The 21,107-nt window shown below is 50.5% G+C and carries 22 protein-coding genes; 16 read left to right on the top strand and 6 right to left on the bottom strand.

What is annotated here, in order from left to right:
- Positions 1–79: 79 nt before the first annotated feature.
- From HMPREF1051_RS03390 to HMPREF1051_RS03370, 5 genes are all read right to left on the bottom strand, one after another.
- Positions 80–862, bottom strand: coding sequence for a TrmH family RNA methyltransferase (locus HMPREF1051_RS03390; protein ID WP_003764477.1), 783 nt, complete (start codon positions 860–862; stop codon positions 80–82).
- A gap of 186 nt (positions 863–1,048) precedes the next feature.
- Complete coding sequence (locus tag HMPREF1051_RS03385; protein WP_003764454.1) at positions 1,049–1,624, bottom strand: sigma-E factor negative regulatory protein; 576 nt, start codon at positions 1,622–1,624, stop codon at positions 1,049–1,051.
- Between the two features lie 16 nt (positions 1,625–1,640).
- Positions 1,641–2,240, bottom strand: a complete 600-nt coding sequence (gene rpoE, locus HMPREF1051_RS03380; protein WP_003758517.1) for an RNA polymerase sigma factor RpoE — start codon at positions 2,238–2,240, stop codon at positions 1,641–1,643.
- A gap of 82 nt (positions 2,241–2,322) precedes the next feature.
- Positions 2,323–3,666, bottom strand: a complete 1,344-nt coding sequence (tilS, locus tag HMPREF1051_RS03375; RefSeq protein WP_003764461.1) for a tRNA lysidine(34) synthetase TilS — start codon at positions 3,664–3,666, stop codon at positions 2,323–2,325.
- Positions 3,667–3,758: 92 nt separating this feature from the next.
- Entirely contained in the window at positions 3,759–4,718 is a 960-nt protein-coding gene (locus HMPREF1051_RS03370) for an acetyl-CoA carboxylase carboxyltransferase subunit alpha (protein ID WP_036491589.1), read from the bottom strand.
- 219 nt (positions 4,719–4,937) lie between these two features.
- Here HMPREF1051_RS03370 and HMPREF1051_RS03365 point away from each other — a divergent pair, with 219 nt between their 5' ends.
- From HMPREF1051_RS03365 to fdx, 13 genes are all read left to right on the top strand, one after another.
- Positions 4,938–5,339 (top strand): RNA-binding S4 domain-containing protein, encoded by a 402-nt coding sequence (locus tag HMPREF1051_RS03365; RefSeq protein WP_003764455.1) that lies wholly within the window; start codon positions 4,938–4,940, stop codon positions 5,337–5,339.
- A 60-nt stretch (positions 5,340–5,399) separates the two neighbouring features.
- Positions 5,400–5,543, top strand: coding sequence for a hypothetical protein (locus HMPREF1051_RS14140; RefSeq protein WP_003764457.1), 144 nt, complete (start codon positions 5,400–5,402; stop codon positions 5,541–5,543).
- A 663-nt stretch (positions 5,544–6,206) separates the two neighbouring features.
- A complete protein-coding gene (locus tag HMPREF1051_RS03355; RefSeq protein WP_003764462.1) occupies positions 6,207–6,659 on the top strand; it encodes a hypothetical protein in 453 nt (150 codons plus the stop codon).
- 61 nt (positions 6,660–6,720) lie between these two features.
- Positions 6,721–7,011, top strand: coding sequence for a hypothetical protein (locus tag HMPREF1051_RS03350; RefSeq protein WP_003764448.1), 291 nt, complete (start codon positions 6,721–6,723; stop codon positions 7,009–7,011).
- Positions 7,012–7,563: 552 nt separating this feature from the next.
- Positions 7,564–8,574, top strand: coding sequence for a tryptophan--tRNA ligase (gene trpS, locus HMPREF1051_RS03340; protein ID WP_003764450.1), 1,011 nt, complete (start codon positions 7,564–7,566; stop codon positions 8,572–8,574).
- Between the two features lie 75 nt (positions 8,575–8,649).
- Positions 8,650–9,189 (top strand): hypothetical protein, encoded by a 540-nt coding sequence (locus HMPREF1051_RS03335; protein WP_003764491.1) that lies wholly within the window; start codon positions 8,650–8,652, stop codon positions 9,187–9,189.
- A 17-nt stretch (positions 9,190–9,206) separates the two neighbouring features.
- Complete coding sequence (locus HMPREF1051_RS03330) at positions 9,207–10,211, top strand: adenosine deaminase (protein ID WP_036491596.1); 1,005 nt, start codon at positions 9,207–9,209, stop codon at positions 10,209–10,211.
- 164 nt (positions 10,212–10,375) lie between these two features.
- A complete protein-coding gene (gene hscA / locus HMPREF1051_RS03325; RefSeq protein ID WP_003764471.1) occupies positions 10,376–12,238 on the top strand; it encodes a Fe-S protein assembly chaperone HscA in 1,863 nt (620 codons plus the stop codon).
- A complete protein-coding gene (locus HMPREF1051_RS03320; RefSeq protein ID WP_003764484.1) occupies positions 12,238–13,074 on the top strand; it encodes a DUF695 domain-containing protein in 837 nt (278 codons plus the stop codon). The genes hscA and HMPREF1051_RS03320 overlap by 1 nt, the downstream gene beginning before the upstream one ends.
- A gap of 76 nt (positions 13,075–13,150) precedes the next feature.
- On the top strand, positions 13,151–13,909 hold the full coding sequence (locus HMPREF1051_RS03315; protein ID WP_003764458.1) for a DUF2314 domain-containing protein: 759 nt from the start codon (positions 13,151–13,153) through the stop codon (positions 13,907–13,909).
- Positions 13,910–14,034: 125 nt separating this feature from the next.
- Positions 14,035–15,060 carry a CBS domain-containing protein gene (locus HMPREF1051_RS03310; protein ID WP_003764444.1) on the top strand — a complete coding sequence of 342 codons (1,026 nt, stop codon included), beginning with the start codon at positions 14,035–14,037 and terminating at the stop codon, positions 15,058–15,060.
- Positions 15,061–15,072: 12 nt separating this feature from the next.
- The gene (locus HMPREF1051_RS03305; protein ID WP_003764487.1) at positions 15,073–15,435 is read left to right on the top strand and encodes a TIGR02328 family protein; all 363 of its coding nucleotides are present in this window, start codon (positions 15,073–15,075) and stop codon (positions 15,433–15,435) included.
- A gap of 85 nt (positions 15,436–15,520) precedes the next feature.
- Entirely contained in the window at positions 15,521–15,862 is a 342-nt protein-coding gene (fdx, locus tag HMPREF1051_RS03300) for an ISC system 2Fe-2S type ferredoxin (protein WP_003764447.1), read from the top strand.
- Positions 15,863–15,997: 135 nt separating this feature from the next.
- Here fdx and HMPREF1051_RS03295 read toward each other — a convergent pair whose 3' ends face one another.
- Positions 15,998–16,609 (bottom strand): hypothetical protein, encoded by a 612-nt coding sequence (locus HMPREF1051_RS03295; protein ID WP_003764480.1) that lies wholly within the window; start codon positions 16,607–16,609, stop codon positions 15,998–16,000.
- A 260-nt stretch (positions 16,610–16,869) separates the two neighbouring features.
- On the opposite strand from HMPREF1051_RS03295, the gene iscX reads away from it, so the two are divergent.
- The 3 genes from iscX to metE all read left to right on the top strand — a co-directional run bounded on the left by iscX (position 16,870) and on the right by metE (position 20,700).
- The gene (gene iscX / locus HMPREF1051_RS03290; RefSeq protein WP_003742471.1) at positions 16,870–17,067 is read left to right on the top strand and encodes a Fe-S cluster assembly protein IscX; all 198 of its coding nucleotides are present in this window, start codon (positions 16,870–16,872) and stop codon (positions 17,065–17,067) included.
- A 342-nt stretch (positions 17,068–17,409) separates the two neighbouring features.
- On the top strand, positions 17,410–18,288 hold the full coding sequence (metF, locus tag HMPREF1051_RS03285; protein ID WP_036491579.1) for a methylenetetrahydrofolate reductase: 879 nt from the start codon (positions 17,410–17,412) through the stop codon (positions 18,286–18,288).
- A gap of 135 nt (positions 18,289–18,423) precedes the next feature.
- Positions 18,424–20,700, top strand: a complete 2,277-nt coding sequence (metE, locus tag HMPREF1051_RS03280; RefSeq protein ID WP_003764493.1) for a 5-methyltetrahydropteroyltriglutamate--homocysteine S-methyltransferase — start codon at positions 18,424–18,426, stop codon at positions 20,698–20,700.
- Positions 20,701–21,107 lie beyond the last annotated feature (407 nt).

The raw sequence follows: 21,107 nt of genomic DNA, 5'->3' as shown, positions 1-21,107 counted from the left end.
AACCAGTACGGCGTTGCCTCGCCTTGTCCTGATTTAAATTTAATCCACTATATTCTCTAAGGGGTCATCTGAAAACGGTTTAGGCGATGCGTTGGCGCATTTGCTCGAAAAGGCATACCGTTGCCGCCATGGCGACGTTTAACGACTCGGTCTGTCCCAGCATCGGGATTCTGACGCTGCCGTCGACTTTTTCCAAAATTTCCTGACTCACGCCGCTGCCTTCATTGCCGAAAACCCAAGCGCAAGGAGCATTTAAATCCAGTTGATACAAGTCGGAAGGATTGCGCCCGTCCAAAGCGGTCGCCCATATTTTGTCCTGATAAGCATCCAGCCAATGCGGTAGAAAAACGCGGCTGTATATGTCCAGCAGAAAATGCGCCCCCATACCCGCACGCAATACTTTGGGCGACCAAATATCGACGCAGTCATTACCCAACACAATCTGCCTGATGCCCGAAGCTGCCGCGCTGCGTAAAACCGTCCCGACATTGCCCGGGTCTTGCAGCCTGTCCAACACCACGCAGTCGCCGCTTAAAGGCAAATCCCCTTGCGGCGGAATCTCTATCCAAGTCATCACATCGTCGGCATCGTTCAGACTGGTGATTTTAGACAAGGCTTCGTTTCCGACCCAAGTAATACCATCTTCGTCCAAACTACTGATTAAATTTCGGATTTCAGGATGCGTGTTTTTACTTTCGGGCAAATACACTTGCTTGGGCGTGTATCCCGCCTCTAAATAGACCTGCAAAAGATGCACGCCTTCCAACACGGTTTGTCCGTATTCACGGCGTGCTTTAGATTGTGTCAACAGCTTGGACAAATGCTTGAGCTGCTCGTTTTGCGCGGAGGTAATCAATTTCATGTGCCGCATTATATAGCGGATTCAAATAAAAAGGATACAGAAAGGCAGCGGCACAATACCGTCCGACTTTGTTCAACCCACTTTTTCAGACGACCTCAAGATGCATCCGATCAAAAACAAAATCCCTGCCCGAATAGCTCGGGAAGGGATTTCTCTACTTGATGGAAATCTGTATCTCTATGCAGCTTAATGAACGACGGAGTCCTGTTGAACCTGCGTTTCAGTTCGAACCGTAGTCTGACTCACACCTTTATCATTCTTTGCGGATTCAGGCATTACCACGGCATCCGAAGCATTTTTGGCTGTCGGATTAGCGGCTACAGGTACGATATTTTCCTGTTGGTTTTTGGTTTCAACAGCTTTTTCAGCAACCATGCCTGAAGATTCGCCCTTCACTTGCGGACCGAATTGCCATACGGCGACGGCAACCGCTGCCACGCTGGCGGCGACGGCGAAGGATTTGAAGAAGGAACTGTTCGCAGCCTGTACTTCCTTAACAACAGGCATCACAGCGGCAACTTCGGCTTCATGACGCTGTTTGTGTTCTTCGCTGATTTCCGCAAGCGTAGCGGTAAATGCCGCGCTTTGCATGAAATCCGCATCACGCCCTGTCCCTTCTTTATAGCGCATGCAATCGCCTAACAGATGGTACTCGTACCACGCTTCGGCAGCGGCATCGTCGGACAACAGACGGTCAAGCATTTCTTCGCTTACTTGGTCTCCATCCATCAGTATGGAAACATATTCTCTTGTTGTATCCATAGTTGTTACCATTTTTTTACCACCTTTGATTTTCAGAGGTTTCCAGCAGCGGCCTCAAATCTTTTGCTATTACTTCCCGCGCCCTGAAAATACGGGAGCGGACCGTTCCTATCGGACAATCCATAATTTTGGCTATTTCCTCGTAAGACAAACCGTCCATTTCCCGCAGGGTAATGGCTTTGCGTAAGTCTTCGGGCAAATGCGAAATTGTTGATTCGACTGTTTGCAGGATTTCCCGATTGATCATTTCAGCTTCCGGCGTATGGTAATCCGCAATCTGATCCGACAAATCCAGAATATCCCCGTCTTCGTTAGCAGCCTCTGCACTGACGAACGGCTGCTTTCCTGATGTTACTAAGAAATTCTTGGCTGTATTGATGGCAATCCGGTACAACCAAGTATAAAAAGCACTCTCACCCCGGAAATTCGGCAAGGCCCGATAAGCCCTAATCATTGCCTCTTGCGCCACATCATTGACTTCGTGTTCGTCTTTGACAAAACGGGAAATCAATCGAATGAGCCGACGCTGATATTTGGACATCAGCAACTCAAATGCTTTTTGTTCGCCCTTCTGCGCGCGCTCTACCAAGGCCTGATCAATCTGGCGATCATTCATATCTTACCTTTTATAATAACTGCATTATAAGCTATAAAATAGTAAAGCGTGCCGTGCCAGTTAAAGACAACTGCCGCCGTATTTAGTTCCATTTATATCTCAAAAATTTTCCGTAAACCGGTAAAAAACCGTCAAACCCTTGAAAATCGTGGCTTACCGTAAGGTTAACAATAGCAATGCAGTTTCCGTCAGTATTTGTGATAATCGGCCAGCATTTTCTGACGAACGGTACAATATGGTTTTCTTGCAACACTTTCTTAACGTTTTTATACAAAAAACCTACATTCATCATATCATCACTGCCCGCCGTCCGAATGATCCCTTCTTCTTCCAAGACCGATTCCGGCAATCCGTTGCGGTGCGGCACCAGAAAAAAGCCGTTTTCTTGGAGAATATCTTTCAGACGACCTCTGACTTCTTTTCCCTTTATCCAATCCGCGTCTGCGAACTGGTTTTGTTTCAATATGAATAAAAAATCCCGGTATAAACATACCGATGTTTCGCCGAACTGCCATTGTGCAGTTTCTGCCTCCAACAGTATCCGCGCGAAATCCGCCAGCTTTCTCGGAGAACTTTCCACAATCCCATTCTCCTTAAAAAACCGCCAAAGAATCCGGCTGCGGCGCGCTTCGCTGAATGTCTGCCAGCGGCTGACTTGGAAACGCCCGCTTTGGCAAACCGTCTGATAATCCGCTTCGACAACTTCGTCCAAAATCGCCAAATCGGTTTGCAAAGAACGAATGTTGGCACAAACATGACGGTCAAAATTCGGAATGCGCTCCCGCCAAACCGGCAACGCTTCGTAACGCATCCAATTCCTTAAAAAGGCAGTATCGGCGTTACTTTCGTCTTCGATGTTCGGCAGATTGCAGGCAGCGGCGTAGCTTTCCAATTCTTTTCGGGAAAACGTCAGCAGCGGCCGCCAAATTTGCGTTTCCTCATCCAGCTTGCGCCATGGCGGCATAGCGGCAAGTGCTTTGATACCGCCGCCGCGAACCGCCGCGAGCATGAATGTTTCAATTTGGTCATCCTGATGGTGCGCCAACGCGATGATGCCGGAGGGGTCGTCTGAAAACGCCTGATAACGCGCTTTCCGTGCGGCGGCTTCGATTCCCAAGCCGTCTTTTTTGACTTCAACTTTTACGCTTTTGAACGGCACATTCCATTCTTGGCATAAGCGTGTGCAAAACCCCAGCCAGTCATCCGCATTGCGGCTCAATCCGTGATGAACGTGCAAAGCGTGTACATTCAAACCAAGCTCTTCCCGCAAACACGTCAGCATATGCAGCAACACCACCGAATCCAAACCGCCGCTTAATCCGACCGTTACTGTACAACCATCTGGAAGCGAACGCGCCGAAAGACGCAAGGTTTCCAACAAACTGCGGCATTGAGGCGGAAGGTTTTCAGACGACGTCGGGTTCATATGGCGTAATCTATGCTGTCGGCAAGGCAAGTTCTTAGAAATGAAAAAGCAGGCAGGGGGGGCTTCTGCCTGCTTTTCTACACATTAATTGTTTACTTATCCGTAAACTTACCGTAAGCCATAATCCGGTCGAAACGGCGCGCCAGTAAGTCCGCCATCGGCATATTTTGCGCTTCGTGCAATTGGGTTTCCAACACCGTTTTGACGTTTTTCATGGTCGTTTCAAAGTCTCGGTGCGCCCCACCCAAAGGTTCGCTGATCACGCTGTCAATCAAATCCAATTCTTGCAGGCGTTTGGCGGTAATGCCCAAGGCTTGCGCGGCATCTGCCGCTTTTTCAGCGGTTTTCCACAGAATGGAAGCGCAACCTTCCGGAGAGATAACCGAGTAAGTCGAATATTGCAGCATATTGACGTAATCGCCGACCGCAATCGCCAGCGCGCCACCGGAACCACCCTCGCCGATAATGGTACACAAAACCGGCACACGCAGGCGGGTCAATTCGTATAGGTTGCGTCCGATGGCTTCGGACTGACCGCGCTCTTCCGCGCCGATGCCCGGATACGCGCCCGGCGTATCGACAAAAGTCATCACGGGAATATTGAATTTCTCGGCGGTCTGCATCAGGCGCAACGCTTTACGGTAGCCTTCAGGGCGCGGCATACCGAAATTGCGGCGGATTTTTTCTTTGGTGTCACGGCCTTTTTGATGGCCGATAACCATCACGCTTTGTCCGTTGAAGCGCGCCAAACCGCCGACGATGGCATGGTCGTCTGAATAATGGCGGTCGCCGTGCAACTCTTCAAAATCGGTGAAAATGGCTTGGATGTAATCTAAGGTGTAAGGACGTTGGGGATGGCGTGAAACCTGCGAAATCTGAGCGGGCGTCAGCTTGTTGAAAATCGATTTTGTCAGGTCGTTGCTTTTCTTCTGCAATCTGGCGATTTCATCGGAAATATCGACGGCGGATTCGCCCTGCACAAAGCGCAACTCTTCGATTTTATTGGTTAATTCAGCGATGGGTTGTTCAAAATCCAAAAAAACTGGTTTCATAGGGTGAAGCTCTCGGTAGGGACGCTGCCGCTATCATACGCCAATCAGGCATATTTGGCAGCATTTCTCATGGAGGATATGCCGTGCAAAACGGCAGATAATCGGGCGGATGCCTTTTCAGACGACCTTTTACGGATGATATAGTATATCTGCACTAAACAAATGAAGTGCCGTATCTTATGATAAACTTCCATTCAGTTCAATCATTTCAAACAGGCTATGAAAAACGAACACGACACTACGGCGATGCGGCTCGACAAATGGCTTTGGGCCGCGCGCTTTTTCAAAACCCGCGCGCTGGCTCAAAAACATATCGAATTGGGCAGGGTTCAGGTCAACGGCGCCAAAGTCAAAAACAGCAAAAACATCAGCGCAGGCGACATCATCGACCTGACGCTCAATTCACTGCCTTACAAAATCAAAGTATTGGCACTCAACCACCAGCGCCGCCCCGCCCCCGAAGCGCGTCAGCTTTATGAAGAAGACATGAAAACCGCCGCCGAACGCGAAGCGCAGAAACAACTCGACCAAGCAAGCCGCATCAGCGCGGCGTATCCCGACGGCAGACCGACCAAACGCGACCGCCGCCAACTCGACCGCATGAAGCGCGACAGCTGGTAGTGTTTTATTAAATCCGTTTCATTTGCCGAAATCCCTACCTGCTACCTGCATCTGCCATGCGTGCGCGCCAACCGCGCAGCATGGGGTTTTGTGGAGCAGCAGCGCGACCATTTCTATTTGGATTTGGGACTGGATTTTCCCGCCATTCAAAGCGAATGGGACTGCGTGTTCCGCGCCTACTGCCTGCCTAGCGACCTGCAATAGGGCGATGATGAGACCGAAGAACATTTTTTGTGACATCCTGAGCGCCATGTTAATGATGCTTTACCTACCCGCATACGCGCTGGCACAACCGCAGTCCACCATAATGGAACAAAATCATGCTACTGCCTGAAGCCGCCTGCCCCAAAACGATAAACAACGCACCGAACTGCTGCAAAAATATTTTTCAACAGCCACATCGCCGATGCGCGACGCAGGCTGTTAAAGGGCATTGACATACTGTATTTCGTATTGGATAAGGGCAACCATGCTAAACGCCTCCCTCTGTGCACTGATAGATGAAATCACCACACAGCCCCACACCGATGAAACGAAACAGCAAAACGCGTAGGTCGTGCAAGCATTTTACTACGAAATAGTGGACTTCCTGTAATCGGTTCTGCCGCAAATGTCTTACCCCTTTCAGCTTAATCCAGCCAAAACAAGCCGCAAACAAGTTTAATCCCCTTCTGATTCCTTTAAACCGTATAACCATCCGAACATGAAAAAAGCCCTTGTTATCATCATTATCATACATGGCATATTTTTGATTTTTTTATTTAAGTTTAATTTCTGGATGTTTGACAGCATGAGCCGGACGTTTACACCGCTTTCTTTTGCCTCTTTGGAGCTGTACGGCAAAATATTGTCGGGCATCCGGATATCATGAAATACCGCCGACTGCATGCGGAAGGCGTTCCGCTTTATATTCCCAATACGGACACGTCCACGCAAGCCGAGCAGGCGGAATTGGCCGAATATTTTTTAAACACAATAACGACCAAAGCAACCGAATTGCGCAGCGGTCAAGAGGGCAAATCGGCGGCGGATGATGAAGCTGGCCAGGATTATTACCGCTTTGTCATCATCTCGTTTATCAGCCTAATCGCGTCCTTATTCTTTATCGGCATCAATGTCGGCCTGATTTTGATAGAAATAAGCCGTTATTGGTTTAATGAAAAACAGCTTAAACTGATACGGTTGGGATTATTTGCATTATTCATTGCCCTGCCGTTCATGGTGGGTACTCACCATTTTGAAATGGAGAGCATCATCGGCGCCATTGTAAACTGGGGCTATTTTTACCAAACCATACTGGCCGCTATTTTTACGGCGTAAATGCAAAAAACGGCAGAAAAAACGCTGATGTTTCAGGCAGCCTGCACGATACGGAACAAAAATGCACGACCTGTTTTACTGCAACCTTGTGGGCGACGATACCGGACGCTGCCTTACCCTTGCCGCCGCGCTCCAAAACGCGCCTGACTTTGTGTTGCAGGAACAAATTTTCGCGCCCGAAGCCGATATTTTCTGCTTTGTGTTCCTGCCCGTACAAAAATCCTTCCGCTTCAAATGTGATTTTGTTTATGGGCAGACCATCAACAGCGGCGAATATTGGACATTGGGTGAGGCGGCAAAGCTGCAAAACGCCGTGAATCAAATTGCAGGCCCGCTGTTCCAAACGAAATGAAAACAGAATACGGCAATATCCCAAAAGCAGCCTGCACCCAACCGACTACCCAAACCGTGAAACCCCTAAACCTAAATTTGTCGCATGAAATGCCGGCGGCGGCTCATGCGCCGAAATCTGGCGCACATTCGACAGACGTGTACAATAACGAAATCGAAACTTGGCATTTTACCGATGCGCAAGTCACCTACAACCATACGGCTTCGACAATAGTCCGCTGCAAGACCTCGATGCGCAGCAGAACGGATATATTTGAAACTCCGCCAAAAACAAGTCATCCGTTTTTATAGTGGATTAACTTTAAACCAGTACGGCGTTGCCTTGCCTTGCCGTACTATCTGTACTGTCTACGGCTTCGTCGTCTTGTCCTGATTTAAAGTTAATCCACTATATTATTATTTCACGCAACTGACTTGACGGTTTTACCCGTCCGTTGTGTTGAGACTCCTACCTGAAACCGCCGATTTCCGTAAAGTTGAAACGCATCAGAATCAGGTATAATCCATCCCTATTTCATTTTCAGACGACCTTGAGCTATTTAAGGATATCCCCATGAGCAAGAAACGCGTCCTCACAGGCGTAACCACCACCGGCATCCCGCATCTGGGCAACTACGTCGGCGCCATCCGCCCTGCCGTCCGCGCGGCGCAAAACCCCGATACCGAATCCTTCCTCTTCCTCGCCGACTACCACGGCATCATCAAATGCCACGAGCCGGAGATGATCCACCAATCCACCCAGGCCGTTGCCGCCACCTGGCTTGCCTGCGGACTCGACCCCGAGCGCACCACCTTCTACCGCCAAAGCGACATTCCCGAAGTGATGGAACTGAACTGGATTCTGACCTGCATCACCGCCAAAGGCCTGATGAACCGCGCCCACGCCTACAAAGCCGCCGTGCAGGCAAACGCTGAAAACAATCAGGAAGACCCCGACCACGGCGTAGAAATGGGCCTGTACAGTTACCCTATTCTGATGACCGCCGACATCCTCATGTTCAACGCCAACGAAGTCCCCGTCGGCCGCGACCAAATCCAACACGTCGAAATGGCGCGCGACATCGCCGGACGCTTCAACCACCGCTTCAAAGAAGTCTTCACCCTGCCCGAAGTGAAAATCGACGAAAACGTCGAACTTTTGGTCGGCTTGGACGGACGCAAAATGTCCAAATCCTACGGCAACACCATTCCGCTTTGGGAAAACGACAAGAAAACCCAAAAATCGGTCAACAAAATCATCACTAACATGAAAGAGCCGGGCGAGCCGAAACAGCCCGACGAAAGCCCCTTGTTTGAAATCTACAAAGCCTTCTCCACGCCGTCTGAAACCGCAGAGTTCACACAAATGCTTGCCGAAGGCCTGGCATGGGGCGAAGCCAAAAAACTCTTGGCCGCCAAAATCAACGCCGAGCTGGCAGAACCGCGCGAACGTTACAACGAGCTGACCGCCAATCCTTCGCAAATCGAAGACATCCTGCAGGCGGGCGCCGCCAAAGCGCGCAAAGAAGCACGCGAACTGCTGGACCAAGTACGCGACGCCGTCGGCATCCGCCCATTGAAGTAAATCTCAAAAGGTCGTCTGAAAAAGCAGCCCGCTATTTTCAGACGACCTTTTCCTGTTTAAAACAAGGAATATCCGATGAAAGCCTTTCCGATTCTCTTATCCGCCCTCCTGCTTGCCGCCTGCGGCAAATCCGAAGCTCCTGCCGAGCCCGCCCAAAATGCCGCCGAAGCCGCGCCAAAGCCCGCGTTTAAAGTCAAATACATCGACAACAACGCCATCGCAGGCTTGGATTTAGGTCAAAGCAGCGAAGGCAAAACCAACGACGGCAAAAAACAAATCAGCTATCTGATTAACGGTTTGTCCGAACAAAACGTCATCCAACTGATCGGCAACCACCCCAACGATTTGGAAGTCATCAGCGGCAAATGTATGGAAACCGGCGACAAAGGCGAGCCTTTGGGCTGGACTGAAAACGGCAAATGCCATGCCTTGTTTGCCAAACTGGTCGGCAACATCGCCGAAGACGGCGGCAAACTGACAAGCTACCTCCTCTCCCACGCCGCCCTGCAACCCTATCAGGCAGGCAAAAGCGGTTATGCCGCCGTTCAAAACGGCCGCTACATCCTCGAACTCGACAGCGAAGGAATGTTCTACTTCCGCCGCCGCCACTATTGACCGAGCGGGTGCTGCCTATGACCGTACACACCTTAATCCGCGCCCTGCCTAAAGCCGAATTGCACGTCCATATCGAAGGCACGTTCGAGCCGGAATTGATGTTCGCCATCGCCGGGCGCAACGGCGTTTCCATTCCCTATGCGGATGTGGACGCCGTGCGCCGCGCTTACGATTTTCACAACCTGCAATCCTTCCTCGATATTTACTACGCAGCGGCGGCGGTCTTGCTCCACGAACAGGATTTTTATGACCTGACCACAGCCTATTTCGCCCGCTGCCGCGAGGACAACGTCGTCCACACCGAAATCTTCTTCGACCCGCAAACCCATACCGCGCGCGGCGTACCGTTTGAAACCGTCATCAACGGCATCACCCGCGCCCGCCTGGAAGCGCAGGAAAAATGGGGGATTTCCAGCAGATTGATTATGTGTTTCCTGCGGCATTTGAGCGAAGAGTCCGCGTTTGAAACGCTTGCCCAAGCGCAGCCTTTCAGACGACATATCGACGGCATCGGACTGGATTCGGGCGAACTCGGCAACCCGCCCTCGAAATTCGAGCGCGTCTTCGCCCAAGCCCGCGCACAAGGTTTTCCCGCCGTCGCCCATGCCGGTGAAGAAGGTCCGCCCGAATACGTTTGGGAAGCGTTGGATTTGTTGAAAGTCGTCCGCATCGACCACGGCGTGCGCTCCGAAGAAGACGAAACCCTTATGCAGCGCCTGATTGCCGAGCAAATGCCCCTGACCGTCTGCCCATTGAGCAACCTCAAGCTCAAAGTCGTCGGCGACCTGTCCCGGCACAACCTGCGCCGTATGCTTGAGTGCGGCGTATTGGTTACCGTCAATTCAGACGACCCCGCCTACTTCGGCGGCTACCTCAACCAAAATTTCATCGAACTTGCCGACGCATTGGATTTGAATGAAGCAGACATCCGCACCTTGTGCAAAAACTCGTTCAAAGCCTCGTTTTTAAGTGAGGAAGAAAAAGCAAAACGGTACGCCGAAATCGACGGCATCCATGTTTAGACACAAAGCCGACCAGAAAAACAATCCGGTCGGCTTTGTTTTTATCTAAAAATGCAAATCCTCTAACCACAGTCAATTCCCTACCAAACCACTCAACTATCCGCCCGAAATCTGTTAAAATACCGACCTATCCTAATAAATACAGCATCAAAAGGCACACAATCATGGCTCTTTTGCAGATTTCCGAACCCGGCATGTCCGCCGCTCCGCATCAACACCGCCTCGCCGTCGGCATCGACTTGGGTACGACCAACAGCCTGGTTGCCACCGTCCGCAGCGGCAGCCCGGTTTGTCTGACCGATATGGACGGACGCACCACCCTGCCCTCTGTCGTCCGTTACGGCGAAGGCGATGCCGTCGAAGTCGGCAAAGCCGCCCTTGCCGCCCAAAAAACCGACCCACTGAACACCATCAGCTCCGCCAAACGCCTTATCGGCCGCACGCTTGCCGACCTCGCGCAGGACGCGCAATACCTGCCCTACCGTTTCACGCCCAACGAGCGCGTGGTCGAGCTGAACACCCGCCAAGGTGCCAAAACGCCTATCGAAGTGTCGTCTGAAATCCTCAAAGCCCTCAAATCGCGTGCCGAAGAAACTTTAGGCGGCGATTTGGTCGGTGCCGTCATTACCGTCCCCGCCTATTTCGACGATGCCCAACGCCAAGCCACCAAAGACGCCGCGCGTTTGGCGGGCTTGAACGTCTTGCGCCTGCTCAACGAGCCGACCGCCGCTGCGATTGCCTACGGGCTGGACAACGCCTCGGAAGGCACATTTGTCGTTTACGACTTGGGCGGCGGCACATTCGACGTATCCGTATTGCAACTGACCAAAGGGCTGTTTGAAGTCAAAGCTACCGGCGGCAACAGCGCATTGGGCGGCGACGATTTCGACCACCGCCTGTTCTGCCACCTGCTCGAACAAAACGACCTCTCCAAACTCAACGAGCGCGACAGCCAGCTTCTGCTTTCCCTTGTCCGCGCCGCCAAAGAACAACTGACCGGCCAAACCGAAGCCGTCGTCGAAGCCACGCTTTCAGACGGCCGCAAAATCCATACCGTCATTACCCGCCAAGAGTTTCACCACCTGACGCAAAATCTGGTGCAAAAAACCATAGAACCGGTGAAACAGGCCCTGAAAGACGCGGGCGTGACCAAAGCCGACATCAAAGGCGTGATTATGGTCGGCGGTTCCACCCGTATGCTGCATGTCCAACAAGCGGTCGCCACCTTCTTCGGACAAACCCCGCTGAACAACCTCAACCCCGACGAAGTCGTCGCACTCGGCGCCGCCATACAGGCGAACGTCCTTGCCGGCAACAAAACCGACGGCGAATGGCTGCTGCTGGACGTTACTCCCTTGTCGCTCGGTTTGGAAACCTACGGCGGCCTCGCCGAAAAAATCATCCCGCGCAATTCCACCATCCCCACCGCGCGCGCGCAGGATTTCACCACCTTCAAAGACGGTCAAACCGCCATGACGATACACGTCGTACAAGGCGAGCGCGAACTCGTTTCCGACTGCCGCAGCCTTGCCAAATTCACCCTGCGCGGCATTCCGCCCATGACCGCAGGCGCGGCGCGTATCCGCATTACTTTCCAAGTTGACGCCGACGGCTTGCTGTCCGTTTCCGCCCAAGAACAAAGTACTGGCGTACAGGCGCAAATCGAAGTCAAACCTTCCTACGGCTTGGACGACGACACCATTACCCAAATGCTCAAAGACAGCATGAGTAACGCCGCCGAAGACATGGCGGCACGCGCACGCGCCGAAGCCGTGGTCGAAGCCGAAAGCCTGACCGACGCCGTCAACGCCGCCCTTGAGTTGGATAGCGATTTGCTGGATGCTGAAGAGCTTGCACAAATCCAGCAAGACATCGCCGATTTGCAAGGTCGTCTGAAAGACGGCAACGCCGAAGACATCCGCGCCGCCGTCGCCAAACTCAGCCGCAGCACCGACAACTTCGCCGCCAAGCGCATGAACCGCAACATCCAACGTGCGCTGACAGGGCAAAGTGTGGACGATATTTGATGGCAAACAGTTTCAGACGACCTCGAAAGACACAAAGGTCGTCTGAAAAAATTCAAACACTATTTTTCAGACGACCCCATCCCATGCAAAACCCCTCCATCCCCCAAGACTGGAACGTCTATTTCAGCCGCATTGACGACGCACCCGCCGCCTTACGCATCAACCTTGCCTTAATCGAAGTCGCGCCGCTGGCAGAGTATCCGCAGCATGTGCGCGTCAGTATGAAATTGGAACAAACCAACGAACACGGCTTCCCGACGCCCGAAGAAAGCGAAGCGGTTTACGACATCGAAGACCAAATCGACCGACTGGCGGGCAACGACAACATTCCCGCAGGCATAGTCACCACAAACGGCGCGGCAAATTGGCATTTTTACAGCCGCAATGCCGAAACCTTCGCCCAAGCCTGCCGTACCTTGCTGACACAAAACGACCGCGTTTGCGACATCACAATCAGCGAAGATGCCGAATGGTCGTTTTATCAAGAATTCCTGTATCCGGACAGCTACGAGTTGCAAGCCATCCGCAACGAGCAGGTTTTACGCCGCTTCCGACAAGACGGCGACCGCCTCGATAAGCCCCGCCCCATCGACCACTGGCTGTTTTTCCACACCGAAGCAGACCTGAACGCCGCAGCCGCCAAAGTCGGCACATTAGGCTATACCGTCAGCGACAGCGGCCGCATCGAGCAGGAAGAAGACCATCCGAGCTACCGCCTGCAACTTTCCAAAAACGCCCCGCTTACCGACATCGACAACGACACATGGGAGTTGATTGATATCGCCCAAGAAAACAACGGCGAATACGACGGCTGGGGCAGCATATTAGTCCAATAAAGCATCAGGTCGTCTGAAAACACACCGGCAGCCCCGTTCAGACGACCCGCATCCACTTTGACCTTAGGAGAATCCCATGAGCGAATCCATTGTTTACGGCATCGATCAGGAAAATGAACTCATGAACCGCGCCTTCGAACAGGCACGTTCCACATTCAAATATTTCTGGCGCGAGCTGTATTGGGAAAACCGCCGCATCATACCCGCCTTGGATTTTGCCATGGTCAAAGTACCTTTTTTCCAAGACAGCGAAGACGGCGAAATTTGCGAACATATGTGGATAAACGACATCTACTTCGACGGCCTCCACATTTACGGCACGCTGGTCAACGAACCCAACGACCTGACCAATGTAGAACAAGGCGAAAGCGTCTGCGTTCCGGTTGACGACATCAGCGACTGGATGTTCCTGTGTAACGGCATCCCCTACGGCGGCTTCACCGTACAGGCAGTCCGCATCCAAATGACGCCGCAAGAGCGCGCAGAACACGATGCCGCATGGGGCATCGACTTTGGCGATCCCGAAGAAGTCTTACTGGTTTACGAAGAAAAAGAACACCCCGAAAATCTGGACGAACATCCGATGTGCCGAAACTGTCTGGACGACTTCCGCCAACAGCTGGCACAAAACCCGGATTACCTGCGCGAACAAGACGAAGACGGCTACACACCGCTCCATCACGAAGCCATCGCAGGCAACGCGCCCCTGGTCAAAGCCATGCTCGAATTGGGTGCAGACCCGGCCGCCACCACGCAAGAAGGACTGACCGCCCTAGACTTTGCCCGCCTTATGGACTGGCAAAACGTCATCGAGATACTCGAACCACGCCACTAAACCATAGGTCGTCTGAAAAGGGAACACTAACTGATTTGTTACAAAACACCTGGAGGAAATCTTTAGCGTATACCAACAGAGTACAACATTGATAATATTTAACTTACAAATTAAGGTTAAAGGTAATGAAAGAATATGAAAATCAGTTTATTGCTATAAAAGATGCATTAAATTCAAAAGAACCTACTAATAAAAAACAAGTCTTTCCTCTGCGCAATGTTTTAGAATGGTTCGAGGCATCTAGAAGAGGAGCAAAGATAACCCATAAAATTCGTTATGAATTAGGAAAATATGAGTTAATTACCGAACCAGATTTTGAACAAGCAAACATAAATGGGACTGTTACATTTAAAAAGGCCTCATCTAAAACCTCTTCAAATAATTTTAATATAGACCCTAGTCATAAAATTGAGAGACTAGATGCCGCAAATAAAAAACCTATTTCCATTACACGAACAGAGCCACTATCTAAAGCTTTAACTATTATGCTCTTAAATGATTTTTCCCAACTACCTGTTATGCAAAATGAAAGGAGAGTAAATGGTTTTATCAGTTGGAAAACTATTGGAGAAAAACTGATTACTACTAAGTCGTTAGATATATCCCAAAAAACTGTTTCAGATTTTATGTCTGAGGATATCATTATAGTTACTAAAAATGAAACAATTTTCAGTGTTTTAACAAAAATCCCACAAAATGATTTTGTATTAATTAAAGACTCCACAAACAATGAAGAAATTATTGGAATTGTAACAGTCAATGATTTAAATGAACAATTTCATTTGCTTTCAAAACCTTTCTTACTTATAAGTGAAATAGAAAATGGCATACGCCATATTCTTGACAAAATTGACCTATCAGATGAAGAGCTAAAAAAAGCAAAAAAGCCTGATAGTTCAGAAGAAATAGAATCAATTGCTGATCTAAACTTTGGGGGCTATCAAACTATTTTAGGTAATTCTGAAATTTGGAAGAGGCTCAATTTAAACCTGGATAGACAAGAATTTATAAAAACACTGGATAAAATTCGTGAAATTAGAAATGATGTTATGCATTTCGACCCTGATGGTTTAGATAAAAACAGTATTGAATTACTAGAAGAATTTTCTCATTTTCTTAAATCATTAAGAAAATGTTTAATTGAAAAATGATTTAAATACTAAATGAGACTCTGGCACCAAACCCTCATCCCCCTGCTCCCCCGCGCCCAGCTTTTAGGACAACACCGCGAATGTGCCGCCCTGCGCGGAGCAGGCTGGGGCAAGCCGCACGCGACGGTAAACTATGTTTTCACCCATTCGCCTGACAAGCTCTATCTGTATCACGCGCTGATTATGGAAGAAATGGAAAAACGCGGTTACAAACCCGACCCGCTGTGGAAAGACCCGCTGTACCGCGGCAAAGCAGTTACCCCTTATCCCGCACACGATATCGAAGCCGCCGATTCGCCGATTTACCCCGAACATAATGATGCTTATCTGGACGAATGTCTGGAAAATTTAAAAAACAAAGGCATCGTGTTATAAACGGTTTCAGACGACCCTTTCATCACAAAAGGTCGTCTGAAAATTACCCACAAACCCTATCCACCCATTACAAGAGACAATAAAAATGCCCAAAATCACCGTACTCCCACACGCCGTATTATGTCCCGAAGGTGCAGTCATCGAAGACGCACCCGAAGGCAAAACCGTCCTTGACGTGCTGCTCGACCACGACATCGAAGTCGATCACGCCTGTGAAAAATCCTGTGCCTGCACCACTTGCCACGTCATCATCCGCAAAGGCTTCGACAGTTTGGAAGAGCCGAGCGAGCTGGAAGAAGACCTGCTCGACCAGGCATGGGGCTTGGAAGCGGACTCGCGCCTGAGCTGTCAGGCAGTGGTTGCCGACGAAGACTTGGTGGTGGAAATCCCCAAATACACCATCAACCACGCGCGCGAAGATCATTGATGCAAAGAGGTCGTCTGAAACGGATACAGCAATGTTCAGACGACCCCTGCCAAATTCTGAGCAAACAAAAAGTCGTCTGAAACTGCCTTACCGACCGTTTTCAGACGACCTTCCGTCAAATCGCTGCCAAATCGTTTATTTGGAACGTGGAACGACAAACCTTAAGCGGGATACTTTCATCGAAGCGACGGTTTGCGCAACAGGATAATTTTCCACTCTGCCTTTGGCGTTCAGCATACTGAGGCTGCTGCCATGGCGGGTAATGATGCTCTTAGGTTCGGGCTTCGGTGCCGGTTCGTTTTTTGCTGCGGCTGTGACGGATTTCGGCGGTTCGGGGACATATCCCGCCAAGCCGAAGCGTTTGATGATTTCGTTTGCGGCATCCATATAACGCTGTTTTGCTTCTTCGTTCTCCACCGTCATATCGTCAAGCGCCACAGACACGTCGTTGCCGCAGCCAACAATGCGTTCCGCAATACGCGAATACACCATCCAGCGTTTCAAACGCAAAGCGCCCGCATCTTCGCCCGGCGCGGTGGCATCCAAAGCAATCATGCCGTAACGCTTGCCATAACGGAGGCGCAGCGAAAGCCGCTTCAGCCCCTCGCTCTCGTCCAGCATCTGATAAAGCTCGCGGATAAGCAGCAGCAGGCGGTCGAACACGCCCGCTTTAGCAAGATAATTAGGATCATCGGAGGCGAGCGCGTAAATAAGTTTGGATAATTTGGCATTGAGTGCGTTGTTCATCGATTTTCCTGTTATTCATACTATAATGGATTTCTTTAAGAACCATTCCAAATGATTTGGTTGCATGACAAAGTGTAAATTTTCCTTAGTGAAAGTCAGAAAAATGTATTAACGTACGCCTTGAAAATATTACATAGGAAAATACCATATGCGATTTCAGACGCATTAATCATTGCCGACACGAATTTTCCCCAAAGCATTAAAACCTAAACAAGCCATCCCGAATCAACCCATTCGGACACTCCAAAAGGAACGACATCATGAAATGGACAGACACCCAACGCATCGCTGAGGAACTCTACGACCTGCACGGCGACAGCATCGACCCGAAAACCGTTCGCTTCACCCAACTGCGCGACCTGATTATGGCGCTGCCCGACTTCGACGACGATCCCGCACGCTGCGGCGAACGCATCCTCGAAGCCGTACAACAGGCATGGATTGAAGAGGCTGAGTGAGGCAACATCATTTGCAAGCTAAAAACCAAGATGTCGTCTGAAAATTTTTCAGACGACGTTTGAATGGGTTGATAGCCAACTCAAGCACAAAACATCTATTGCTTTTGCTTTACCAACAAGAATACAAGCCATTGAAATCCATTTAATTTCAAAGTATTCCCACACATCAGAATATGTATTTTCTCCCCGGCTTGCCCTCATGTGAATAGAGGCAAACATAATGGCAACCATATTAAAATAATTCATAAACTTTCTGAAAATTTTGAATTTGACTCATACACAAGGCAAATTTATCATACAAGCCTGAAAACGTTTAAAAAAGACAACCGAGGTACACAGCCAATGAGTTACGCAAAAGAAATCAATGCGTTAAACAACAGCCTTTCCGACTTGAAAGGCGACATCAACGTTTCGTTCGAATTTTTCCCGCCGAAAAACGAACAAATGGAAACCATGCTGTGGGACTCCATCCATCGCCTGCAAACCCTGCATCCCAAATTCGTATCCGTAACCTACGGCGCAAACTCCGGCGAACGCGACCGTACGCACAGCATCGTCAAACGCATCCAACAGGAAACCGGCTTGGAAACCGCGCCGCACCTGACCGGCATCGACGCCTCTCCCGACGAATTGCGCCAAATCGCCAAAGACTATTGGGACAGCGGCATCCGCCGTATTGTCGCCCTGCGCGGTGACGAGCCGCCCGGCTATGAGAAAAAACCGTTTTATGCCGAAGATTTGGTCAAACTCCTGCGCTCCGTCGCCGACTTCGACATCTCCGTAGCGGCATACCCTGAAGTGCATCCCGAAGCGAAATCTGCACAAGCCGACCTGATTAATCTGAAGCGCAAAATCGATGCAGGTGCAAACCATGTCATCACCCAATTCTTCTTCGACGTAGAACGCTACCTGCGCTTCCGCGACCGCTGCGTAATGTTGGGCATCGACGTCGAAATCGTTCCCGGCATCCTGCCTGTTACCAACTTCAAGCAACTCGGCAAAATGGCGCAAGTAACCAACGTCAAAATCCCGAAATGGCTGTCGCAAATGTATGAAGGCTTGGACGACGACCAAGGCACGCGCAATCTGGTGGCGGCAAGTATCGCCATCGATATGGTCAAAGTCCTGTCCCGCGAAGGCGTGAAAGATTTCCACTTCTACACGCTCAACCGCAGCGAGCTGACTTACGCCATCTGCCATATTTTAGGCGTGCGTCCTTAAAGCCGAAAACGGTTTCAGACGACCTCAGGGGTCGTCTGAAAAACAAAACGCCGCCCCATCCGCCCTATTCTGATTTACAATACCGACCGATTCGGATTGAACCGGTCCTTACAAAATCCAACTGGAGAGTTCAACATGACAACATTACATTTCTCAGGCTTCCCGCGTGTCGGCGCCTTCCGTGAATTGAAATTCGCCCAAGAAAAATACTGGCGCAAAGAAATCAGCGAACAAGAGCTGCTCGACGTCGCCAAAGACCTGCGCGAGAAAAACTGGAAACACCAAGCCGCCGCCAACGCCGATTACGTTGCCGTAGGCGATTTCACTTTCTACGACCACATCCTTGACCTGCAAGTCGCTACCGGCGCAATTCCCGCCCGTTTCGGCTTCGACAGCCAAAACCTGTCTTTGGAACAATTCTTCCAACTGGCGCGCGGCAACAAAGACCAATTCGCCATCGAGATGACCAAATGGTTCGACACCAACTATCACTACTTGGTGCCTGAATTCCATGCCGATACTGAATTCAAAGCGAACGCCAAACACTACGTTCAACAACTGAAAGAAGCCCAAGCCCTCGGCTTGAAAGCCAAACCGACCATCGTCGGCCCGCTGACCTTCCTGTGGGTAGGTAAAGAAAAAGGCGCAGTCGAATTCGACCGCCTGAGCCTGTTGCAAAAACTGCTGCCTGTTTACGTTGAAATCCTGAACGCTTTGGTTGAAGCCGGCGCCGAATGGATTCAAATCGACGAGCCTGCTTTGGCTGTTGACCTGCCTAAAGAATGGGTGGAAGCCTACAAAGACGTTTACGCCACTTTGAGCAAAGTAAACGCCAAAATCCTGTTGAGCACTTACTTCGGTTCTGTTGCCGAACACGCCGCATTGTTGAAAGCCCTGCCCGTTGACGGCCTGCACATCGACTTGGTACGCGCTCCCGAACAACTGGACGCATTTGCCGACTACGACAAAGTCCTGTCTGCCGGCGTTATCGACGGCCGCAACATCTGGCGCGCCAACCTGAACAAAGTTTTGGAAACTGTCGAGCCTCTGAAAGCCAAACTGGGCGAGCGTTTGTGGATTTCCAGCTCTTGCTCGCTGTTGCACACCCCATTTGACTTGTCAGTTGAAGAAAAACTGAAAGCCAACAAACCTGACCTCTACTCTTGGTTGGCATTTACCCTGCAAAAAACCCAAGAATTGCGCGTTCTGAAAGCCGCATTGAACGAAGGCCGTGATTCTGTTGCTGAAGAACTGGCCGCCAGCCAAGCTGCCGCCGATTCACGCGCCAACAGCAGCGAAATCCACCGTGCAGACGTTGCCAAACGCCTTGCCGACCTGCCTGCCAACGCAGACCAACGCAAATCACCGTTTGCCGACCGCATCAAAGCGCAACAGGCATGGTTGAACCTGCCTCTGCTGCCGACGACCAACATCGGTTCTTTCCCGCAAACCACCGAAATCCGCCAAGCACGCGCAGCCTTCAAAAAAGGCGAACTGTCTGCCGCCGATTACGAAGCCGCGATGAAAAAAGAAATCGCCTTGGTAGTTGAAGAGCAAGAAAAACTGGACTTGGACGTACTGGTACACGGCGAAGCCGAGCGTAACGATATGGTCGAATACTTCGGCGAACTGTTGAGCGGTTTCGCGTTCACCCAATACGGCTGGGTACAAAGCTACGGCTCACGCTGCGTGAAACCACCGATTATCTTCGGTGACGTAAGCCGTCCTGAAGCCATGACTGTCGCTTGGTCTACTTACGCACAAAGCCTGACCAAACGCCCGATGAAAGGCATGTTGACCGGCCCCGTAACCATCCTGCAATGGTCTTTCGTCCGCAACGACATTCCACGCTCTACCGTGTGCAAACAAATCGCACTGGCTCTGAACGACGAAGTATTGGATCTGGAAAAAGCAGGCATCAAAGTCATCCAAATCGACGAACCTGCCATCCGTGAAGGCCTGCCTTTGAAACGCGCCGATTGGGATGCCTACCTGAACTGGGCCGGCGAATCCTTCCGCCTGTCCTCTACCGGTTGCGAAGACAGCACACAAATCCACACCCATATGTGCTACTCCGAGTTCAACGACATCCTGCCCGCCATCGCAGCTATGGACGCCGACGTCATCACCATCGAGACTTCACGTTCCGACATGGAACTCTTGACTGCGTTCGGCGAATTCAAATACCCGAACGATATCGGCCCGGGCGTTTACGACATCCACAGCCCGCGCGTACCGACAGAAGCCGAAGTGGAACACCTGTTGCGCAAAGCCATCGAAGTCGTACCGGTTGAACGCCTGTGGGTGAACCCGGACTGCGGTCTGAAAACACGCGGTTGGAAAGAAACTCTGGAACAACTCCAAGTGATGATGAACGTTACCCACAAACTGCGTGCCGAATTGGCCAAATAAGTTTGAACTAGCGTAGTCAAAAGGTCGTCTGAAAATTTTCAGACGACCTTTTTGCCAAATTAATATTTCATTTTTCCATCAAGCTGAGCCTCTGTAGCCTATCCTCCCTATTGTCTTCCACAATAATCTTTTATGACTAATGGGCAAAATAATTTATTTGGGGTATAATTACACGAAACTAAATTAAAACAGCGGCTAACTGTATCTACTCACAAACAGCAAAATCCGCATATATAGTGGATTAAATTTAAATCAGGACAAGGCGACGAAGCCGCAGACAGTACAGATAGTACGACAAGGCGAGGCAACGCCGTACTGGTTTAAAGTTAATCCACTAAAAAACGCATACGCAGGCATTTTGCCGTATCGGGATTTTTCGTTATCGGACTGTTGCCCGATTGGGCTTA

The sequence above is a fragment of the Neisseria sicca VK64 genome (assembly GCF_000260655.1).
GTDB lineage: Bacteria > Pseudomonadota > Gammaproteobacteria > Burkholderiales > Neisseriaceae > Neisseria > Neisseria sicca_B.
The sequence above is the reverse complement of the archived record's forward strand: the minus strand, read 5'-3'. Positions and strand labels throughout refer to the sequence as shown.

Excerpts from the sequence above, each read along its gene's own strand:
- HMPREF1051_RS03365 (WP_003764455.1), top strand. The coding sequence starts at position 4,938 with ATGAAAAACGAACACGACACTACGGCGATGCGGCTCGACAAATGGCTT.
- fdx (WP_003764447.1), top strand. The coding sequence starts at position 15,521 with ATGCCCAAAATCACCGTACTCCCACACGCCGTATTATGTCCCGAAGGT.
- hscA (WP_003764471.1), top strand. The coding sequence starts at position 10,376 with ATGGCTCTTTTGCAGATTTCCGAACCCGGCATGTCCGCCGCTCCGCAT.
- iscX (WP_003742471.1), top strand. The coding sequence starts at position 16,870 with ATGAAATGGACAGACACCCAACGCATCGCTGAGGAACTCTACGACCTG.
- trpS (WP_003764450.1), top strand. The coding sequence starts at position 7,564 with ATGAGCAAGAAACGCGTCCTCACAGGCGTAACCACCACCGGCATCCCG.
- metE (WP_003764493.1), top strand. The coding sequence starts at position 18,424 with ATGACAACATTACATTTCTCAGGCTTCCCGCGTGTCGGCGCCTTCCGT.
- HMPREF1051_RS03350 (WP_003764448.1), top strand. The coding sequence starts at position 6,721 with ATGCACGACCTGTTTTACTGCAACCTTGTGGGCGACGATACCGGACGC.
- HMPREF1051_RS03315 (WP_003764458.1), top strand. The coding sequence starts at position 13,151 with ATGAGCGAATCCATTGTTTACGGCATCGATCAGGAAAATGAACTCATG.
- metF (WP_036491579.1), top strand. The coding sequence starts at position 17,410 with ATGAGTTACGCAAAAGAAATCAATGCGTTAAACAACAGCCTTTCCGAC.
- HMPREF1051_RS03385 (WP_003764454.1), bottom strand. The coding sequence starts at position 1,624 with ATGGATACAACAAGAGAATATGTTTCCATACTGATGGATGGAGACCAA.
- rpoE (WP_003758517.1), bottom strand. The coding sequence starts at position 2,240 with ATGAATGATCGCCAGATTGATCAGGCCTTGGTAGAGCGCGCGCAGAAG.
- HMPREF1051_RS03305 (WP_003764487.1), top strand. The coding sequence starts at position 15,073 with ATGAGACTCTGGCACCAAACCCTCATCCCCCTGCTCCCCCGCGCCCAG.
- HMPREF1051_RS03310 (WP_003764444.1), top strand. The coding sequence starts at position 14,035 with ATGAAAGAATATGAAAATCAGTTTATTGCTATAAAAGATGCATTAAAT.
- HMPREF1051_RS03335 (WP_003764491.1), top strand. The coding sequence starts at position 8,650 with ATGAAAGCCTTTCCGATTCTCTTATCCGCCCTCCTGCTTGCCGCCTGC.
- tilS (WP_003764461.1), bottom strand. The coding sequence starts at position 3,666 with ATGAACCCGACGTCGTCTGAAAACCTTCCGCCTCAATGCCGCAGTTTG.
- HMPREF1051_RS03330 (WP_036491596.1), top strand. The coding sequence starts at position 9,207 with ATGACCGTACACACCTTAATCCGCGCCCTGCCTAAAGCCGAATTGCAC.
- HMPREF1051_RS03355 (WP_003764462.1), top strand. The coding sequence starts at position 6,207 with ATGAAATACCGCCGACTGCATGCGGAAGGCGTTCCGCTTTATATTCCC.
- HMPREF1051_RS03390 (WP_003764477.1), bottom strand. The coding sequence starts at position 862 with ATGAAATTGATTACCTCCGCGCAAAACGAGCAGCTCAAGCATTTGTCC.
- HMPREF1051_RS03320 (WP_003764484.1), top strand. The coding sequence starts at position 12,238 with ATGGCAAACAGTTTCAGACGACCTCGAAAGACACAAAGGTCGTCTGAA.
- HMPREF1051_RS03370 (WP_036491589.1), bottom strand. The coding sequence starts at position 4,718 with ATGAAACCAGTTTTTTTGGATTTTGAACAACCCATCGCTGAATTAACC.
- HMPREF1051_RS03295 (WP_003764480.1), bottom strand. The coding sequence starts at position 16,609 with ATGAACAACGCACTCAATGCCAAATTATCCAAACTTATTTACGCGCTC.